Here is a 16,299-nt window from a genome sequence, read left to right on the forward strand (position 1 = left end):
CATCCGCCCCATCGGTACCCTCGTTCCCGTGCATGCCACCAGCACGGTTCACGCCGCCGACGGTGCTGCGCCGACCTCGGTTCCGCCGATTTCGGACAGCAAGACCTTTTCGCGCGCGTTCGCCGATATCAAGACCGGTTTCGCCGCCAAAGAGCTGTGGGGACACCTCGGCTGGCAGGACATCAAGCAGCGCTATCGCCGCTCGGTGATCGGCCCGTTCTGGATCACGATCAGCCAGGGTGTCATCGCGCTGGGCCTCGGGCTCCTGTACTCACAGCTGTTCGGCATGCCGATCGATACCTTCCTGCCCTACCTCAGCACGGGCTTCATCATCTGGGGCTTCATCAGCGGCTGCCTGACCGAGGGCATGGAGACCTTCATCTCCAACGAGGGGCTGATCAAGCAGCTACCGGCGCCGCTGTCGGTCTACGTGCTTCGCACGGTCTGGCGCCAGACTCTGATGCTGATGCACAACCTGATCGTCTACGTGATCGTCATCGCGATCTTCTTCACCTCGCTCAACCACGATTATTCGCTGAACACCGGCAACTGCAATCCGGGTTTCTCCGGCATCTGCCACCCCGGCCTCGGCTGGTACTCGCTCACCGCGATTCCCGGCTTCTTCATGCTCGCCCTGAACGCCGGCTGGGTCACCCTGCTGCTGGGCATCATCTCGACCCGCTACCGCGACATCCCGCAGGTGATCAGCTCGCTCATCCAGCTGCTCTTCTACATGACGCCGATCGTGTGGCCGATCGACCAGTTGCTGGCGGGCGGTGCGCGGGCCGCCACCTCGTGGGCCCTGCCGTTCGTCCACGGCAATCCGCTGTTCCACTTCATCCAGATCGTGCGCGCGCCACTGATCGGGCAGGAAGTCAGCATCAACAGCTGGTACGTGGTGGCCGGGTTCACCGTCGTCGGCTGGGTCCTCGCGCTGGTCGCGATGCGCAATTACCGTTCCCGCGTCTCTTATTGGGTGTGACAGATGGTCAGCATTGATGTGCACAACGCCTACGTCGACTTCCCCATCTTCGACGCGAAGACCCGCTCCATGAAGAAGAAGGTGCTGGGCAAGGTCGGCGGCAAGATCGGCACCGAGACCAAGGTGCCGATCATCGAAGCACTGCACGACGTGACGCTCCAGCTGCGGGAAGGCGACCGGGTCGGCCTCGTCGGCCACAACGGCGCCGGGAAGTCGACGCTGCTGCGGCTGCTGTCCGGCATCTACGAGCCCACCCGCGGTTCGGCGAAGATCTCCGGCAAGATCGCGCCGGTCTTCGACCTCGGCATCGGCATGGACCCGGAGATCTCCGGGCTGGAGAACATCATCATCCGCGGCCTGTTCCTCGGGATGACCGCGAAGCAGATGGAAGCCCGCGTCGACGACATCGCGGAGTTCACCGAACTCGGCGACTACCTGCAAATGCCGCTGCGGACCTACTCGACCGGTATGCGGGTGCGCCTGGCGCTGGGCGTCGTCACCTCGATCGACCCGGAGATCCTGATCCTCGACGAGGGCATCGGCGCGGTCGACGCGGCGTTCCTCAACAAGGCCAAGGATCGGTTGAAGGCGCTGGTGAAGCGTTCGGGCATCCTGGTGTTCGCCAGCCACTCGGACGAGTTCCTCTTCGAACTCTGCGACTCCGCCATCTGGATGGACGAGGGACACGTCAAGCAGCGCGGTTCGCTGCGCGACGTGCTGACCGGCTACAAGGGGCGCGACCCGTTCGAGAACATGAGCCAGGAAACGCTGGAGCGGTTCGGCCTCGAGCCCGACCCGGTGGCGACGACGAACGGCGGCCAGGGATGACCAGCGAGACCCGGCAGTTGCCCGAAGGCGCCGTCGTCGGCGTCGTCGTCACGCGCCACCGGCGGGAACTGCTCGCGGACTCGCTCAAGGTGATCGCCGCGCAGACGCGCCCGGTCGACCATCTCGTCGTGGTCGACAACGGGCCGGACAAGTCGGCGCGGGACATCGTCGAGAACCACCCGCTGCCGGTCACGTACCTGCCCTCGCACCGGAATCTCGGCGGCGCGGGCGGGTTCGCGCTCGGCATGCTGCACGCGCTCTCGCTGGGTGCGGACTGGATCTGGCTGGCCGACGACGACGGCCGCCCCGCCGACGAGAACGTCCTCGCGATCCTCTTGGAGGAGGCCGAGAAACGTGGTCTGGCCGAGATCTCCCCGGTGGTGTCCAATATCGACGCGCCGGACAAGCTCGCTTTCCCGTTGCGACGCGGACTGACCTGGAAGCGTTCGTCGTCGGAGCTGGGCGACGACTTCCTGCCGGGGATCGCCTCGCTGATGAACGGCGCGTTGTTCCGCGCGTCCACTTTGGACGTCGTCGGCGTGCCTGATCTGCGGCTGTTCTTCCGTGGTGACGAGGTCGAACTGCACCGGCGCCTGGTGCGGTCCGGACTGCCGTTCGGCACCTCGCTCAAGACCGCGTACCTGCACCCGGACGGCTCGGACGAGTTCAAGCCGATGCTGGGCGGCCGGTTCCACGCGCAGGACCCGGAGAACGAGGTCAAGCGCTACTACACCTACCGCAACCGCGGTTACCTGCTGTCCCAGCCGGGTATGCGCAAGATCGGCGCGCTCGAAGTGGTGCGATTCGGTCTGTACTTCATCGGTGTGAAGCGGGACCCGAAGGCTTTCCTGCAGTGGCTCAAGCTCGTGCGGCAGGGCCGCAAGGAGAAGTTCTACCGCTACTGAGACACAGCGAAAAGGGGCCCCTCGCTCAACGCGAGGGGCCCCTTTTCGTTCGTCTTACTCGCCGATCACCGGCGGAGCGGTGCGCATGTCGGTCCCGAAGACCTCGTCCGGGTCACCCTCGACGAGGTACGTCGGACGCTGGTGCTCGGTGTCCTCGTCCCCGTCCGCCTGCTGACCGCGGCCACCCATACCGCCGCCCATACCCGGCCCGCCGCGACCGGCGGCGCCACCGCCGAGACCGCCCATACCGCGGCCTGCCGCCGCTTCGGCGGCACCGATACCGCCGGGACGGGCCGCGCCGGACGCGGAGCCCGATCCGGGCGTGGAGCCCCCGGCACCGCTGCCGGGACCGAACCCGCTTCCGCCGCCGCCACGGCCGGTGCGGCTGTTGTAGTCCGAATCGCCCATGCCGCCGCCCATCATGGGCGGCGCCATCGGCATGGGGCCCATCGGCATCGCGGTGTTGTTGTTGGGGCCGGGGGTGCTGATCGGCGCCGGCGTGTTCTGGAAGCCGGACGGCGTCGTCCCCGACGGGATGCTGCCGGATCCCGTGCTGCTGCCGGGGCCGCGGAGGGTGGGCGTGCCGTAGCCGCCACCGCCACCTCCACCACCGCCGCTACCCCCGCCGCGGCTGCCGGGCGGGATGTAGGTGTTGCCGCCACCAGGCTGTTCGTCCCAGGGCATTTTCGATCCGGGCGGGAGTTTGTAGATGCCGGGCTTGCCTGTCCCCTCGCCACCGCCTTCGCCGAACTTCGGCGGCTCGGCGAACGCCGGCTGCTTCGACGCGGCGTCGTACAGCGCCTTGTCGTAGCTGTGCATGGCGGAGGCCGCTTGGGTGTGCGCTTCCTGGCTGTCCTTCTGCTTCTGGATGGACTTGTCGATGTTCTCGCCGAGGTTGAACGGGTTCGACGTCATCCACCCCCCGACCTCTTCCTTCCAGTTGAAGGGGATCGGTTTGGGCATCGTGTTCTTCACGGTGGAAGCCGCGGTGCCCTGGTCGTAGATCGTCTCGGACGCGAGTTTCGCGTTCTGGGAGTTCGCCTCGGACCATTTGCTGAGGCTCTTGAAGTACCCCTGCGCGTTGCCCGCCGCGTCGCCTTCCCAGGTGCCCTGCGACGAGGTGACCGCCTTGTCCATGGTCTTCGCGAAGGTGTCGAAGGCTTTGGACAGGTCGTGGTACGCCGTGGAGACCTGGGTGACCTGCTCGACGTTCAGGTCCGTGTTGACGAACTGTTCGAGCTTCTCGTGGTCGTAGCCCTGGTAGTCCGCGTTCGACGGCTCCAGGCCCTCGACGTACTGGACGTCCTTGTTCTTGGTCAGCTGGTCGACGTTCTTGTCGCCGACCTCCTGCGACTGCTGGTGGGCCTTCCCGGAGGCGATGAATCGATTGACCGCGCCGAACAGCCAGCCGTCGCTGGGGTCGACACCCTCTTCGGCCTTCTGCTGGAAGTACGCGTCACGTGCCGCGGGAGAAAGGTCGGAGACCTGCTTCTCGCTCAGGTTCGGTGTCTTCGTGTTCATCCTGGTTCCCCCTTAGCCCTTCGGAAGCTTCGGTTCGACGATGTCGGCGACCTTCTCGGCGATCCCGCACGCCTTCTCGGTGTCGTCGGCGGCGATCAGGACGTCGACCCTCGCCGACGCGTTCAGTTCGAGCGCCATCAGGCATCCTCCCGGAGCCCTGGGTGCGCGTACCGCCTTCCGCCCATTGACGTTCCCCGTGGTCTTGCCGTTGCCGGAGTCGCTCACCGAGTCGAGCCCCTGTGCATCACGGACACCGACCCCCACGGAGAGCGTTTCCGAGGAAGTCTCCGCTTCCTTGGTCAGCGTGCAGAGACGGGCTCCGCCTGCCTCCTCGGACTTCGGAGGCTTGAACGTGCCGTAGGACGTCAAGTCCGCCGCGCTGACGAGCGAACACGGGTCGATCGACGCGGTGTCCCCGCCGGTGGTGGGGGCGGCGCTGGAAGCGCTCGACTGCACCGGAGGAGCCGACGGCGCGGGACTGGCGCTGCCCGGCTTTTCGCTGGAGCACGCGGCCAGTACCAGGGCGGCCGCGGCGAGCGGCAGCACGCAGAGTTTCTTCATCGTCCCTCAGGCCTGAATCTTCTTGGTGGCGTCGACCGCGCGGTCTTCGACGTCCTTGTACAGTCCGGCGGCCCTGGCCAGCGCCTCGTTGGCGTCCTTGACCACCTGCTCGAACTGCCCGATGATCGCGTTCGCGGAATTGGCGGACTGCGCGGCGCCCTTGTGGTCGTGGGCGGCGACCGTCTTCGCGTACGGGTGGCCACCCAGCTGGGGTGCGTCGTTCAGCGCCATGGTCTTGACCTTCAGCGCGCTGAGCTCTTCCGACATGTTCGTGAGCGCCTCGCGCAGCGGCTTGACGCCTTCCTCGGTGATCTTGAAGCCGCCGCTCTTCGCGGCCGCCACCAGCTTCTGGGTTTCGGCGCTGACCTTGGCGATCGCGGCCTGGTTCAGGCCGCCCGCCTCCACGTACTTGGCCGCCGCCCCCATGGCGGAGCCGATCGAGAAGTCCGGTGCCGCCTGTCCGCCGTCCGCTTCGAAAGCCATCGCCCGCCCCACTGCATCGTCTGCTCGCCCGTGCGTTCCGCCCGGAAGTCTACTAACCGGGCACTCAGCGCAACGGTGATTCTCCGATCACCGGAGATCCCGCCGGAACTGTGACGAAACGGGCGTCACGCCGGTTCCCGGCGGTTCAGAACTGGCCTTCGAGCTGGGCGTACAGCTGCTGCGCGATCCTCGCGTTGTCGGCGGGAGCGTAGGTCAGCCAGCTTTGCCCGTCGGTCGCCTGGCGCGAGGTCATCATGAACCGGCCCGCTTCGGTGTCGAACCACGCCAGCGGCGGGAAGACCTGGCCGCCGCGGATGAACACGCTGAACTGGCCCACTCGCTTCATCGGCTTCTCGAAGATCCGCTCCACCTGCCGCTGCTGGGGATTCGACCCGTGGGACCGAGGACCGCTGACCTGGGCGAAGGGGTCGTACGCGTCGTCGTTCCGGGGGCGTTTCGGCGCGCTCACCGGCTTCGCGATGGTGACCGACTGGCCGGGGCCCGCCGGGGTGAGCGGCAGGAGGTCGACGATCGACGCGACGATCGCGGTCGGCCTGGTCTCCTCGAACACGAGCAGGTTCTCGTCCTGGCGCGCGAGGACCGCGAACTGCCCGTTCGTCGCCGCCCGCGCGAACAGCTGCTTGTCCCCGTCCATCTGCGCGACCGTCCAGACCGCGAGCTGCGGGGCGGCGAACGTGGCGAGCGCAAGTTCGACGTCTGCGTCGAGCCTGCCGCCGCGCATCATGCCGCGGCCTTCGAGGTCGCGGAAGACCGCCTCGCGAACCATCGCGCGCTGGTCGGTCGTCGTGCCGATGTGCGGGACCTCGAACGGGACGGGCGCCGGACCGAACCGGCCGTGTTCGAGCAGGATGTCCACCGCCGCCAGCGACAACGAGAACGAATGCGGCATCGCCATTTCCCCCCGCGGGTGTCTTGTTCGTCGGGATGAACGTAGTCCACACACCCGATACGCCCGCAGCGAACCCGCTTGCCCGGCCGTGATCAAGGCTGGTGCCATGGATTCATGGCAGACCAGAAACCCGCGCTCGTCCTCCATCTCGTCGCCGGCGGCGAGCCGCTGCTCTTCGCGCTCACGGCGGAAGAAGCCGAACGGCTGACCAAGGATCTCTCGCATTTCGTCCGCACCGGAGCGGTACAGACGATCCAGACGAGGGACGACTCCGAGGTGGCGATCAACTTCTCCCATGTCGCCGCCGCCTACATCGACGACCTGAACCGCAAGACGAGGGTGTTCGGCCTGCACTAGCCCCGGACAGCAGTGTCCCCAATGTCGCATCGGAGACGCTGAGTGTCTCTGATGCGACATTGGGGACGTCGAAGCCAGGCGGAGCGGTCCTACAGCTTGTAGAGGCGCTTCCAGTTGTCCCGCGAGGTCAGCTCGGGCATGGCGCGCTTGTACTGCTCCTGCACCGCCGCGCCTTCCTTGCGAAGCCGCTGGATCACCTTCGCGCCCCGGCGCGCCAGGTCGAACATCTTCGCGCGGTCGTACGAGCGGACCCGCACGCCTTCCTGCGAAGCGTCGGTGACGACGGCGGTGTCGAAGGTCGCGACGTGCCACCAGTGGGCCTCGTCGATCGGGATCGCGCCGAGCGAGTGACGGCTGCGGCCGAGCACCCGGTCGAGGATCCGCTTGATCAGCACCAGACGCTGCATGCTGGGCCGCGGCGCGCTGTTGATGATGCCGATGTCGTTCGACGCGATACCCGGGACGTCGGTGGCCTTGTGCCGTTTGGTCTCGGGGTACTCGTCGCGGATCCGGCGGATCTCCTTCATCGCCGCGACGCCACCGTCACGCAGGACCTCCGGCCCTTCGAGGAAGTCCTCGACGGCCTTGATCAGCGTGGCGGACAGGCCGTACTGCATGCCGAGCAGGTACCGGACCAGCTGCGCGATGAGCACGCGCGAGAGCAGGTTCAGGTTGAACGGCGAGTGCAGCGCGGCGGTGATGATCGAGTTACGCAGGTTGAAGTAGCGGTGCCACTCGTCCCAGTCCTTCCAGTGGAAGTCGGCGTGCCAGACGCCGGCGCCCGGAAGGGTGACCGTCGGGAAGCCTGCTCCCCGGGCGCGGTAGCTGTACTCCGCGTCGTCCCACTGGAAGAAGAACGGCAGCGGGTATCCCGTGGCCTTGACGACCTCGTACGGGATCAGGCACGACCACCAGCCGTTGTACCCGGCGTCGAGGCGGCGTTCCTGGCGGTTCGGCTTGAGGGTCTCCTCGTCGACGCCGAGCAGGTCGGCGGTCGAGAGCGAGTGCTGCACGGGCTGGCCGGGCTCCAGCGTGTTCAGCCGGGCGTATTCGGCGCCGACGTGCAGCTGGTTCGGGTGCAGGAGGTTCAGCATCTGCCCGCCGACGATGACCGGGTTGACCGTGCGGTTGGAGAACGCGGTCATCCGGATCACCAGATCCGGCTCCAGCAGCACGTCGTCGTCCATGAACAGGACGTTCGCGTGCTCGGTCTCGGTGTGCCCGGCGACCTCGTAGAGGCCGCGGGTGAACCCGCCGGCGCCGCCGAGGTTCGGCTGCTTGATGTAGTGCAGCTTGTCGCCGAGGTCCTTCGCGACCTGCTCGAAGCCGTCACGCGACTCGACGAGGTCGGTGCCCTGGTCGGCGACGTAGATCGCGTCGAGCGTCTCCAGCGAGGAGACGTCGGCGGCGAGCGCCTGCAGGTTCGACAGGCAGTCGTCGGCGCGGTTCATCGTGCAGATGGTCACCGCGGTCGGGCGGATCTTCTCCGGCGCCTCGACCGTCCAGCGGACCTTCTCGACCCGCAGCGACTGGCCGCCTTCGGTTTCGAGGTCGAGCCAGAGGGCGCCGCCGTCGTAGAACTTGTCGAGCTTCGCGGTGAGCGTCACCTTCTGCTGCTTCGCGCCCGCGACGATCTCGGCGGCGACCACGCGGGCGTCGCCCTCGATGTCCGAAGCGCCGACGGACAGCTGGCCGTCACCGGTGACGACGGCCTCGACCTGGACCTCGGTCACGTCGGTCCAGCGCTGCCAGTAGCTCGCGGGGAAGCGGCCGAAATAGGTGTTGCCGGAGACCTTCGACGCCGGCTCGATGGCGATGCCCGCACGCTCGCGCACGGCACTGCCCCATTCGAGCTCGGCGTAGAGGTCTTTGCTGACGATGGGGGCCGGGCCGGCGTAGAGCCCGCGCTGCGCGGTGAGACGGCCCTGCGGGGTGCGTTCCGCGAAGCGGGTGTCGTCGACAGTGCTCACCATGGCGCTCGGGGCCTCTCCGGTGACGGCGGCTTTACCGGGCATGAATCCTCAGTTCTCCTCTTTGCTGGTGGCGATGGCGCGGGGCTCACGGAAGACGACCCACTTGAGCATGACGAAATTGATCATGGTCGCGGTTGCCTGCGAAACGACCCAACCGAAAGTGGCCTTCCAGGCCGACTCCGGCAGGACGTGCAGCATCGTGCGGTTGACGCCGACTGCGACGAGGAACGTCACGGCGTACAGGAGTACGAAGCTACCGATCTGACGCGCGCCCTCCTGGCGTCCACCGGCGAAGGTGAACTTGCGGTTCAGGAAGAAGGCGGTCGTGGTGCCCACGATGAAGCTGAGCGCGCGAGCGATGTCCACCCACGGCGTCGCGTCCATTCCGAGGGCGCGAAGCCCCTGGTAGACGCCGAAATCGACCAGGGCGCAGAAGCCGCCGATGAGGCCGAAGCGGATGAGCTGCCCGAGCAGCCCAGGAGAGGACGGCACTGCTGCCGTCACGCCGGCTTTCGGGTCGGTCGCCACCACTGCTCTACCTCATAAACTGCTGGGGCTGGTGCGCAAAGTGTAGAAGCGAGCACTTCAGGGTCACGTTCCGGGCATTGTTCGGCGTGGTTACCCTGGTCGGCGTGACCCGAGCACCCAAGACACAGCGGCAGTCGCTCATGGGCTGGGCGAGGACGTCGCCGACCATCGCGGACGTCCTGAGCACCCCCGATGTGGAAACCATCGCCCGCGCGGTGACCCAGGCCGGGGAACGCGGGGTCATCGCGCGCGGTCTCGGCCGGTCCTACGGCGACCCGGCGCAGAACGCGGGCGGCCTGGTCGTCGACATGACCGCGCTGGACCGCATCCACTCGATCGACCCGGATTCCGGCATCGTCGACCTCGACGCGGGCGTCAGCCTCGACAAGCTGATGCGCGAGGGCCTGCCGTACGGCCTGTGGGTGCCGGTGCTGCCGGGTACGCGCCAGGTCACCATCGGCGGCGCGATCGCCAACGACATCCACGGCAAGAACCACCACTCGGCGGGCAGCTTCGGCAACCACGTGGTGTCGATGGACCTCGTCACCGCCGACGGGCAGGTGCGCACGCTCACCCCGGACGGCCCCGACGCGGAGCTGTTCTGGGCCACCGTGGCCGGTATCGGCCTGACGGGCATCATCGTCCGTGCCAAGATCCGGATGACGAAGACCGAGACGGCCTACTTCAAGGCCGACATCCAGCGCACGGCGAACCTCGACGAGACCCTCGCGCTGGTCACCGACGGTTCCGAGGCCGACTACACGTACTCGTCCGGCTGGTTCGACTCGATCTCCAGGGGCGCGAAGCTCGGCCGCGCCGCCTTCCAACGCGGCTCGCTCGCCAAGCTGGACGAACTGCCGCCCAAGCTGCGGACCGATCCGCTCAAGTTCAACCCTGGCACGCTGGCCACCCTGCCGGACGTGTTCCCCAACGGGCTGGCGAACAAGCTGTCGTTCTCGGCGATCGGCGAGCTGTACTACCGCAAGACCGCGAAGAACGCGCGCGACCAGATCCAGAGCCTGACCGCGTTCTACCACCCGCTCGACCTGTTCGGCGAGTGGAACCGCGCGTACGGCTCCAAGGGTTTCCTGCAGTACCAGTTCAGCACGCCGCTGAACGCGCACGAGCCGCTGCGCCGGATCATCCAGAAGGTCGCGGACTCCGGGCACGTGTCGTTCCTCAACGTGTTCAAGCAGATGGGCGAGGGCAACGCGGCGCCGCTGTCGTTCCCGCACCCCGGCTGGATGGTCTGCCTCGACTTCCCGATCAAGGACGGGCTGAGCCGGTTCTGCCAGGAGCTCGACGAGGACGTGCTCGCGATCGGCGGCCGTCTGTACACGGCGAAGGACTCGCGCACCTCGGCGGAGAACTTCGCGAGGATGTACCCGCGGCTCGAGGAGTGGCGCAAGGTCCGCGCGTCCGTTGACCCCGAAGGCGTTTTCGCCTCTGACATGTCCCGAAGGTTGGAACTGTGATCGACGCTGTGGGCAACCCCCAGTCCCTGCTGCTGCTCGGCGGCACCTCCGACATCGCGCTCGCGATCGCGGAGAAGTACCTGGCCGAGAAGCCCCTCCGGGTCGTGCTGGCCGGACGCCGGTCGCCGCGGCTCGACGGGGCCGCGCAGCGTCTGAAGGACAAGGGCGCCGAAGTCTCCACCGTGGACTTCGACGCGAAGGACCTGGAGTCGCACCCGGCCGTGCTGGACAGGGCATTCGAGGGTGGCGACATCGACGTCACCGTCGTGGCGTTCGGCCTGCTCGGCGACCAGGAAGAGCTGTGGCAGGACCACGCGAAGGCCGTCGAGGCGGCGACTGTGAACTACACGGCCGCGGTTTCGGTGGGTGTCGCGCTGTCGAACAAGCTCAAGAAGCAGGGGCACGGCAAGGTCATCGCGCTGTCGTCGGTCGCCGGTGAGCGGGTCCGCCGGTCGAACTTCGTCTACGGCTCCACGAAGGCCGGTTTCGACGGCTTCTACCTGGGCCTCGGCGAGGCCCTGTCCGAGTTCGGCGTGCAGATCACCGTCGTCCGACCCGGGCACGTGAAGACCAAGATGACCGAGGGCCTCAAGGACGCCCCGCTGGCGCAGACCGCCGAGCAGGTCGCCGAGATCGCCGTCGGCGCCTCGCGCGCGGGCAAGGAACTGGTGTGGGCGCCCGCCCCGTTCCGCCTGGTCATGTCGGCCCTCCGGCACGTGCCCCGGCCGATCTTCCGGAAGCTGCCGATCTAGGGGATGAATCTCGGCCACCCGCTCGGGGCGGCGTCGCACGCACCCGGGCGAACGGTTGCTGTGGGCCGCATACGACCGGACGCCGGCCGCTCTGACCCCCTCGCCGCGTGTCGTCCGTCTGGTCACACGTGTCGTCCGGCTGATCACGTTCGTCGTCCGGCCATCCGGTGGGCTCGCGTGACTGGATGGACGACACACGTGTCCGGAGGGACGGCACGCGGAGAGATCAGCGGGCAGGCAGCAGGTACAGGCTCTGCGTGCCCATCCAAGGCGAGCTGATCGTCCAGGTCGCGAGCGCGTTCGGCGGTGGCGCCTTCCTGCTGGCGACCAGCACGAGATCCGGGGTCGCGGGCGGGACGCTGTGGTCGAAGAACCGGAAGTTCGCCTCCAGCAGGGCCTTGCCGAGATCGCTGCTGCGGTTCTTCGTCTCGACGATCGCCGGGTCGACGGAGCCGCGGTCGGAGAACTGGTCGACGATGTCGCAATCGCAGGAGTAGGCGAGCGCGCCGACCTCGCCCGCGCTCTCCACCTTGCGTCCCTTGGTCAGTTCGCCCAGTTGCGCGCCGATCGCGCGGTACTCGTCGGACGCGGCGTGGTTGCTGCTGATGGGCGCGAACCGGCGCGGCAGTTCTGGAGCCGCGTAGACGGCGGCGCTCACGAGGACGAACGCACCCGCGAGGATCCCCGCGCCGAGCCGGGCCCGGCCGGGCAGAGCGCCGGCTCCGGCGGCGAGGAAGACCGTCGCGCCGATGATGCTGGGCGCGTAATACCAGTGGTACGGCGGGACGTTCAGCCAGCAATAAGCCAGATAGTGCGCCGCACCGGCGATGGCGAGGGTGGCGAACGGCAACAGCCGCTTCGCCCGCTCCGAGCCGCGCCGGAAGTGGAATGTCCACAGTAGACCGGCGAGCGCGCCGATCACGAGCGGCAGAAAGGAAAGAGTCGCCGCCACCGGGAAGTTGCGCAGGTACAGCAACGGGCCGTTGGTGAAACTGAACGGCCCCCACGAGCGCTGCATGATCTTGATGACCAGCGTGTCCGGTACCGCCGAACCCAGCACCAGCCAGCTGAACAGGAACCACGGCAGCATCACCGCGAGCGCGGCGAACGTCATCCGCCAGATGCCCGCCCAGAATTCGCGGCGCCCGAGAAACAGGACGAACGCGATCAGCAGCAGGTCGATCCGGATCAGCGCGATCAGGCCGATCATCGCGCCCGCGGCGGCGGGACGGCGTTCGTGCAGGAACACCATCGACCAGACGACGGCGGTCGCGCCGAGGGCCACTTCGAGCCCGACCGACGACAGCAGCAGCGGATTCACCAGCAGCATGCCCAGCGCCAGCGGGGCGAACCAGCCGGGGAGACCGGTCGCGGCGCCGATCCGGCGCAGGCCGAGGACGAGCGCCACCTGGCTCGCGACGAAGACGATCCCCGCGGCGAAGACGGGGTCCCGCACGATGAACGTGACGAGCGCCAGCACGAGGACGTTCAGCGGCGACGTCGCGGTGTTGGCGGTGCCTTCTTCGATCAGGCCCCAGTGGCCGTGGAAGGCGAGGTTCTTCGCGTACGAGAGCGTGATGTACGTGTCGTCGATCAAATGCCCGCTGACCAGCACGAACACCAGGGCCGAAGCGACCGCCGCCCCGGCCGGGAGCACCCAGGGGCGGGTAAGGACGGCGGCTCCCGGCAGCGCACCGGGAGCCTGGGGCAGATCAGCGGAGGCGCTTCGCATCACGAACACCGTACACGGCGGCGTGATGATTCCGTTATCTACCCGCCGTGGGACTCGTCACGCCCACCGCGGTCGCCGTGGCCGTCACGGAAGTCCCGGTGCAGGCCAGGACCGCCAGGACCCCGGTGTTCGCGGGAGATCCCGGGCCGCCGATCACCGTCGCGGGAGGCGAGGCCGACGGCGGTGCCGATGATCCCGCCGCCGACGATGAACCCGAGTGCGCCGACCGCGACCAGCTGCGTCGCGCGGTGCCCGGCGAACCGGCGGAATCCGCCCTTCGCCGGCGGGGCCTGCGTCTTCGGGGTCTCGTCCGCCACCGAGGGTTGCTCGACCGTCTTGTCCTCGTCTTCGGACGGCCGCTGCGGGTCGCTCATGATTTCGCTCCTCAAGGCTCACACACACTGGGGGCGGGCTGCGTGCCCGCCCCCATCACCGAGGATGCGTGCGCATCCTGTGGATGCGCTGTGTCCGAGCTGTCGATCAGAGATAGAACGACAGGAACAGCGTGATGACCCAGCTCGCGCCGAGCACCTGGAGCACGCGGTCCTTGAGCGCGATCTCCTCCGGCTCGCCCGCGTTGCCGCCGTCGACGTCGACGGCGTACCGCAGGACGGCGACCACGAACGGGACCATCGAGACGACCGCCCAGACCGAGTTGTGCTCGACCTGGCGGATCTCGAACGCCCACAGGCAGTACGACATGATCAGGATCGCCGCGGACGTCGCCCAGACGAACCGCAGGTAGCTCGCCGAGTACTTCTTGAGCGAAGACCGGATCTTCGCGCCCGTGCGCTCGAAGAGCATGATCTCGGCGTAGCGCTTGCCCGCCACCATGAACAGCGAGCCGAACGCGGTGACCAGCAGGAACCACTGCGAAAGCGCGATACCGGCGGCCACACCGCCGGCGATCGACCGCATCAGGAAGCCCGAGCCGACGATGGCCAGATCGACCACCGGCTGGTGCTTGAGCCCGAAGCAGTAGCCGAGTTGGACGGCCTCGTAGACCGCCAGCACGACCGCGAGCTGCCAGCTGGCGAGGAACGAGATGCCGAGGCCCGCCGCGAAGAACACGGCCGCCGAGACGAACGCCACCGGTACCGGCACGATCCCGGCCGCGATGGGCCGGTTCCGCTTGGTCGGATGCGCCCGGTCGGCCTCGACGTCGATCGCGTCGTTGATCAGATAGACCGAGGAGGCCACCAGCGAGAACGCCGCGAAGGCGATCAGCGCGGCGATCAGCAGGCCGGTCCGGTCCGTCGACTTCGAAAAGGCGAAGAACGGTGCGGCGAACACCAGCACGTTCTTCACCCACTGGCGCGGGCGTGCCGTCTTGATGATGCCGCCGACGAGACCGCCGGCGACCTTCTTCGGTTCGGCGGCCTCGGCCACGGGTTCTACGTCGTCAGGTTTGGAATCGGCCTTCTCGGTCGTTTCACTCATCGTCGCTTCAGCTTCCTACGTATCAGGCCGCCGACTACGCCCCCTAGGGCCGCTCCGGCCAAAACGTCGGTCGGGTAGTGGACGCCGAGCACGAGCCGGGAGGCCAGCATCGGCGGTACCAGGGCCGGGACCAGGTTACGCCCGGTCAATCCGGAGTAGAGCACCGCCGCCGCCGTAGTCGACGTCGCGTGCGAGGACGGGAAGCTCAGCTTGCTCGGCGTGGAGACCAGGATCTCGACGCTCGGGTGGTCCGGGCGAGGCCGCCTGACCACGCGTTTCACCGCGATGGACGCGGCGTGCGCGCCGACGACACCGGCCGCCGCGACCAGCCAGTCCTTGCGGCGCTTCTTGTCGACCGCCGCCCCGACGAGCCCCAGCGCGAACCATCCCGCGCTGTGCTCGCCGAAGTGCGAAAGACCCCGAGCCGCCTTGACCGTGACGTCGCTCTTCAGGACGCTCTGAGCCTTCGCGAGAACAGCGACCTCACCGGTGGGAGCGCCCTTCTCAAGCATCGAGAGACCCGTCCAGAGGCGCGCCATCGGTCAGGTGCGGCGCGATCTTGTTGTCGAACGCGGTCAGCGCCGAGCCGATGGCCATGTGCATGTCGAGGTACTTGTAGGTACCGAGACGGCCGCCGAACAGCACGTTCTTGTTCTTGGCCTCGGCCTTCGCCAGCTCGCGGTAGGCCTCGAGCTTCTCGCGGTTCTCCGGGGTGTTGATCGGGTAGTACGGCTCGTCTTCCTCGCCGGCGAACCGGGAGTACTCGCGGAAGACGACCGACTTGTCGTTCGGGTAGTGCTTGCGCTCCGGGTGGAAGTGCCGGAACTCGATGATCCGGGTGTAGGGCACTTCTTCGTCGTTGTAGTTGACGACCGAGGTGCCCTGGAAGTCACCCGTCTCGACGACCTCGGACTCGAAGTCCACCGTGCGCCAGGTGAAGCGGCCCGCGGAGTAGTCGAAGTAGCGGTCCAGCGGACCCGTGTAGACGGTCGGGGTGCCGGCGGGGATGTGCTCGCGGACGTCGAAGTAGTCGACGTTCAGCCGCACCTCGATGTTCTCGTGCTCGGCCATCTTCTCGAGCCACGCGGTGTAGCCGTCGACGGGCAGACCCTCGTAGGTGTCGTTGAAGTACCGGTTGTCGAAGGTGTAGCGAACCGGGAGCCGGGTGATGATGTCGGCGCCGAGGTTCTTCGGGTCGTTCTCCCACTGCTTGGCCGTGTAGCCGCGGATGAACGCCTCGTACAGCGGGCGGCCGACCAGCGAGATCGCCTTCTCTTCGAGGTTCTGCGCGTTCGCGGTCTCGAACTCCGACGCCTGCTTGGCGATCAGCTCGCGGGCCTCGTCGGGCGTGTGCGACTTCCCGAAGAACTGGTTGATCAGGCCCAGGTTCATCGGGAAGGAGTAGACCTGGTCCTTGACCTTGGCGAACACCCGGTGCTGGTAGTTCGTGAACTCGGTGAAGCGGTTGACGTACTCCCACACCCGCTTGTTCGAGGTGTGGAACAGGTGCGCACCGTAACGGTGCACCTCGATCCCGGTCTCGGGCTCGGCCTCGGAGTAGGCGTTGCCACCGATGTGGTGACGCCGTTCCAGCACGAGGACCTTCTTGCCGAGCTCGGCCGCGGCCCGTTCGGCGACGGTCAGCCCGAAGAATCCGGACCCGACCACGATGAGGTCGTAGCCGGTGAAATCGGCTTCAGTAATCTTGTCGGGGTTCGTGTGCGCGCTCACGGGCGTCGAGGGTACGCACGTCGACTCCGCGCCCTGCAGCGAGCACCGGTTTTCACCTTCGACAGACACATTTAGGCTCCACCGTCTGGGGCCCGCCCCAGACCCGGCCGGGGCTCCGCCC

Annotated in this window: 17 protein-coding genes; 6 read left to right on the forward strand and 11 right to left on the reverse strand. The window is 67.5% G+C overall.

What is annotated here, in order from left to right; translation table 11 throughout:
* Nucleotides 1–28: 28 nt before the first annotated feature.
* The 3 genes from CVV72_RS27905 to CVV72_RS27915 are packed head-to-tail and all read left to right on the forward strand — an operon-like array spanning nt 29 to nt 2,715.
* Nucleotides 29–982, forward strand: a complete 954-nt coding sequence (locus tag CVV72_RS27905; protein WP_219146510.1) for an ABC transporter permease — start codon at nt 29–31, stop codon at nt 980–982.
* 3 nt (nt 983–985) lie between these two features.
* Nucleotides 986–1,810 (forward strand): ABC transporter ATP-binding protein, encoded by an 825-nt coding sequence (locus CVV72_RS27910; RefSeq protein WP_219146512.1) that lies wholly within the window; start codon nt 986–988, stop codon nt 1,808–1,810.
* A complete protein-coding gene (locus tag CVV72_RS27915; protein ID WP_219146514.1) occupies nt 1,807–2,715 on the forward strand; it encodes a glycosyltransferase in 909 nt (302 codons plus the stop codon). The genes CVV72_RS27910 and CVV72_RS27915 overlap by 4 nt, the downstream gene beginning before the upstream one ends.
* A gap of 54 nt (nt 2,716–2,769) precedes the next feature.
* On the opposite strand, the gene CVV72_RS27920 is transcribed toward CVV72_RS27915, so the two are convergent.
* From CVV72_RS27920 to CVV72_RS27935, 4 genes are all read right to left on the reverse strand, one after another.
* Nucleotides 2,770–4,236: a hypothetical protein gene (locus CVV72_RS27920; RefSeq protein ID WP_219146516.1), complete on the reverse strand. Its 1,467-nt coding sequence runs from the start codon at nt 4,234–4,236 to the stop codon at nt 2,770–2,772.
* 12 nt (nt 4,237–4,248) lie between these two features.
* The gene (locus CVV72_RS27925) at nt 4,249–4,797 is read right to left on the reverse strand and encodes a DUF3558 family protein (RefSeq protein WP_219146518.1); all 549 of its coding nucleotides are present in this window, start codon (nt 4,795–4,797) and stop codon (nt 4,249–4,251) included.
* A gap of 6 nt (nt 4,798–4,803) precedes the next feature.
* Nucleotides 4,804–5,280 carry a hypothetical protein gene (locus tag CVV72_RS27930; RefSeq protein WP_255632288.1) on the reverse strand — a complete coding sequence of 159 codons (477 nt, stop codon included), beginning with the start codon at nt 5,278–5,280 and terminating at the stop codon, nt 4,804–4,806.
* 145 nt (nt 5,281–5,425) lie between these two features.
* Nucleotides 5,426–6,190: an ESX secretion-associated protein EspG gene (locus CVV72_RS27935; protein ID WP_034309790.1), complete on the reverse strand. Its 765-nt coding sequence runs from the start codon at nt 6,188–6,190 to the stop codon at nt 5,426–5,428.
* 114 nt (nt 6,191–6,304) lie between these two features.
* Between CVV72_RS27935 and CVV72_RS27940 the strand changes: the two genes are divergently transcribed.
* Complete coding sequence (locus tag CVV72_RS27940; protein ID WP_219146521.1) at nt 6,305–6,547, forward strand: hypothetical protein; 243 nt, start codon at nt 6,305–6,307, stop codon at nt 6,545–6,547.
* An 89-nt stretch (nt 6,548–6,636) separates the two neighbouring features.
* Here the strand turns inward: CVV72_RS27940 and CVV72_RS27945 are convergent, their stop codons facing one another.
* Together CVV72_RS27945 and CVV72_RS27950 are read right to left on the reverse strand one after the other, a co-directional pair.
* Complete coding sequence (locus CVV72_RS27945) at nt 6,637–8,562, reverse strand: glycosyltransferase (RefSeq protein ID WP_034309785.1); 1,926 nt, start codon at nt 8,560–8,562, stop codon at nt 6,637–6,639.
* A gap of 6 nt (nt 8,563–8,568) precedes the next feature.
* The gene (locus tag CVV72_RS27950) at nt 8,569–9,051 is read right to left on the reverse strand and encodes a GtrA family protein (RefSeq protein WP_219146523.1); all 483 of its coding nucleotides are present in this window, start codon (nt 9,049–9,051) and stop codon (nt 8,569–8,571) included.
* A gap of 101 nt (nt 9,052–9,152) precedes the next feature.
* Between CVV72_RS27950 and CVV72_RS27955 the strand changes: the two genes are divergently transcribed.
* Together CVV72_RS27955 and CVV72_RS27960 are read left to right on the forward strand one after the other, a co-directional pair.
* Nucleotides 9,153–10,523, forward strand: a complete 1,371-nt coding sequence (locus CVV72_RS27955; RefSeq protein WP_304511282.1) for an FAD-binding oxidoreductase — start codon at nt 9,153–9,155, stop codon at nt 10,521–10,523.
* Complete coding sequence (locus CVV72_RS27960; protein WP_219146525.1) at nt 10,520–11,275, forward strand: decaprenylphospho-beta-D-erythro-pentofuranosid-2-ulose 2-reductase; 756 nt, start codon at nt 10,520–10,522, stop codon at nt 11,273–11,275. Before CVV72_RS27955 ends, CVV72_RS27960 begins: the two co-directional genes overlap by 4 nt.
* A 226-nt stretch (nt 11,276–11,501) precedes the next feature.
* On the opposite strand, the gene CVV72_RS27965 is transcribed toward CVV72_RS27960, so the two are convergent.
* The 5 genes from CVV72_RS27965 to glf all read right to left on the reverse strand — a co-directional run bounded on the left by CVV72_RS27965 (nt 11,502) and on the right by glf (nt 16,178).
* On the reverse strand, nt 11,502–13,007 hold the full coding sequence (locus tag CVV72_RS27965; RefSeq protein WP_219146527.1) for a glycosyltransferase family 87 protein: 1,506 nt from the start codon (nt 13,005–13,007) through the stop codon (nt 11,502–11,504).
* Between the two features lie 38 nt (nt 13,008–13,045).
* The gene (locus CVV72_RS27970) at nt 13,046–13,381 is read right to left on the reverse strand and encodes a hypothetical protein (RefSeq protein ID WP_219146529.1); all 336 of its coding nucleotides are present in this window, start codon (nt 13,379–13,381) and stop codon (nt 13,046–13,048) included.
* A gap of 106 nt (nt 13,382–13,487) precedes the next feature.
* Nucleotides 13,488–14,447, reverse strand: coding sequence for a decaprenyl-phosphate phosphoribosyltransferase (locus CVV72_RS27975; RefSeq protein WP_219146531.1), 960 nt, complete (start codon nt 14,445–14,447; stop codon nt 13,488–13,490).
* The gene (locus CVV72_RS27980; protein ID WP_219146533.1) at nt 14,444–14,959 is read right to left on the reverse strand and encodes a phosphatase PAP2 family protein; all 516 of its coding nucleotides are present in this window, start codon (nt 14,957–14,959) and stop codon (nt 14,444–14,446) included. Before CVV72_RS27980 ends, CVV72_RS27975 begins: the two co-directional genes overlap by 4 nt.
* Nucleotides 14,952–16,178, reverse strand: coding sequence for a UDP-galactopyranose mutase (gene glf, locus CVV72_RS27985; RefSeq protein ID WP_219146536.1), 1,227 nt, complete (start codon nt 16,176–16,178; stop codon nt 14,952–14,954). Before glf ends, CVV72_RS27980 begins: the two co-directional genes overlap by 8 nt.
* Between the last annotated feature and the right edge of the window lie 121 nt (nt 16,179–16,299).

Origin of the sequence: Amycolatopsis sp. TNS106, assembly GCF_019330265.1 — a bacterium.
Taxonomy (GTDB): domain Bacteria; phylum Actinomycetota; class Actinomycetes; order Mycobacteriales; family Pseudonocardiaceae; genus Amycolatopsis; species Amycolatopsis lurida.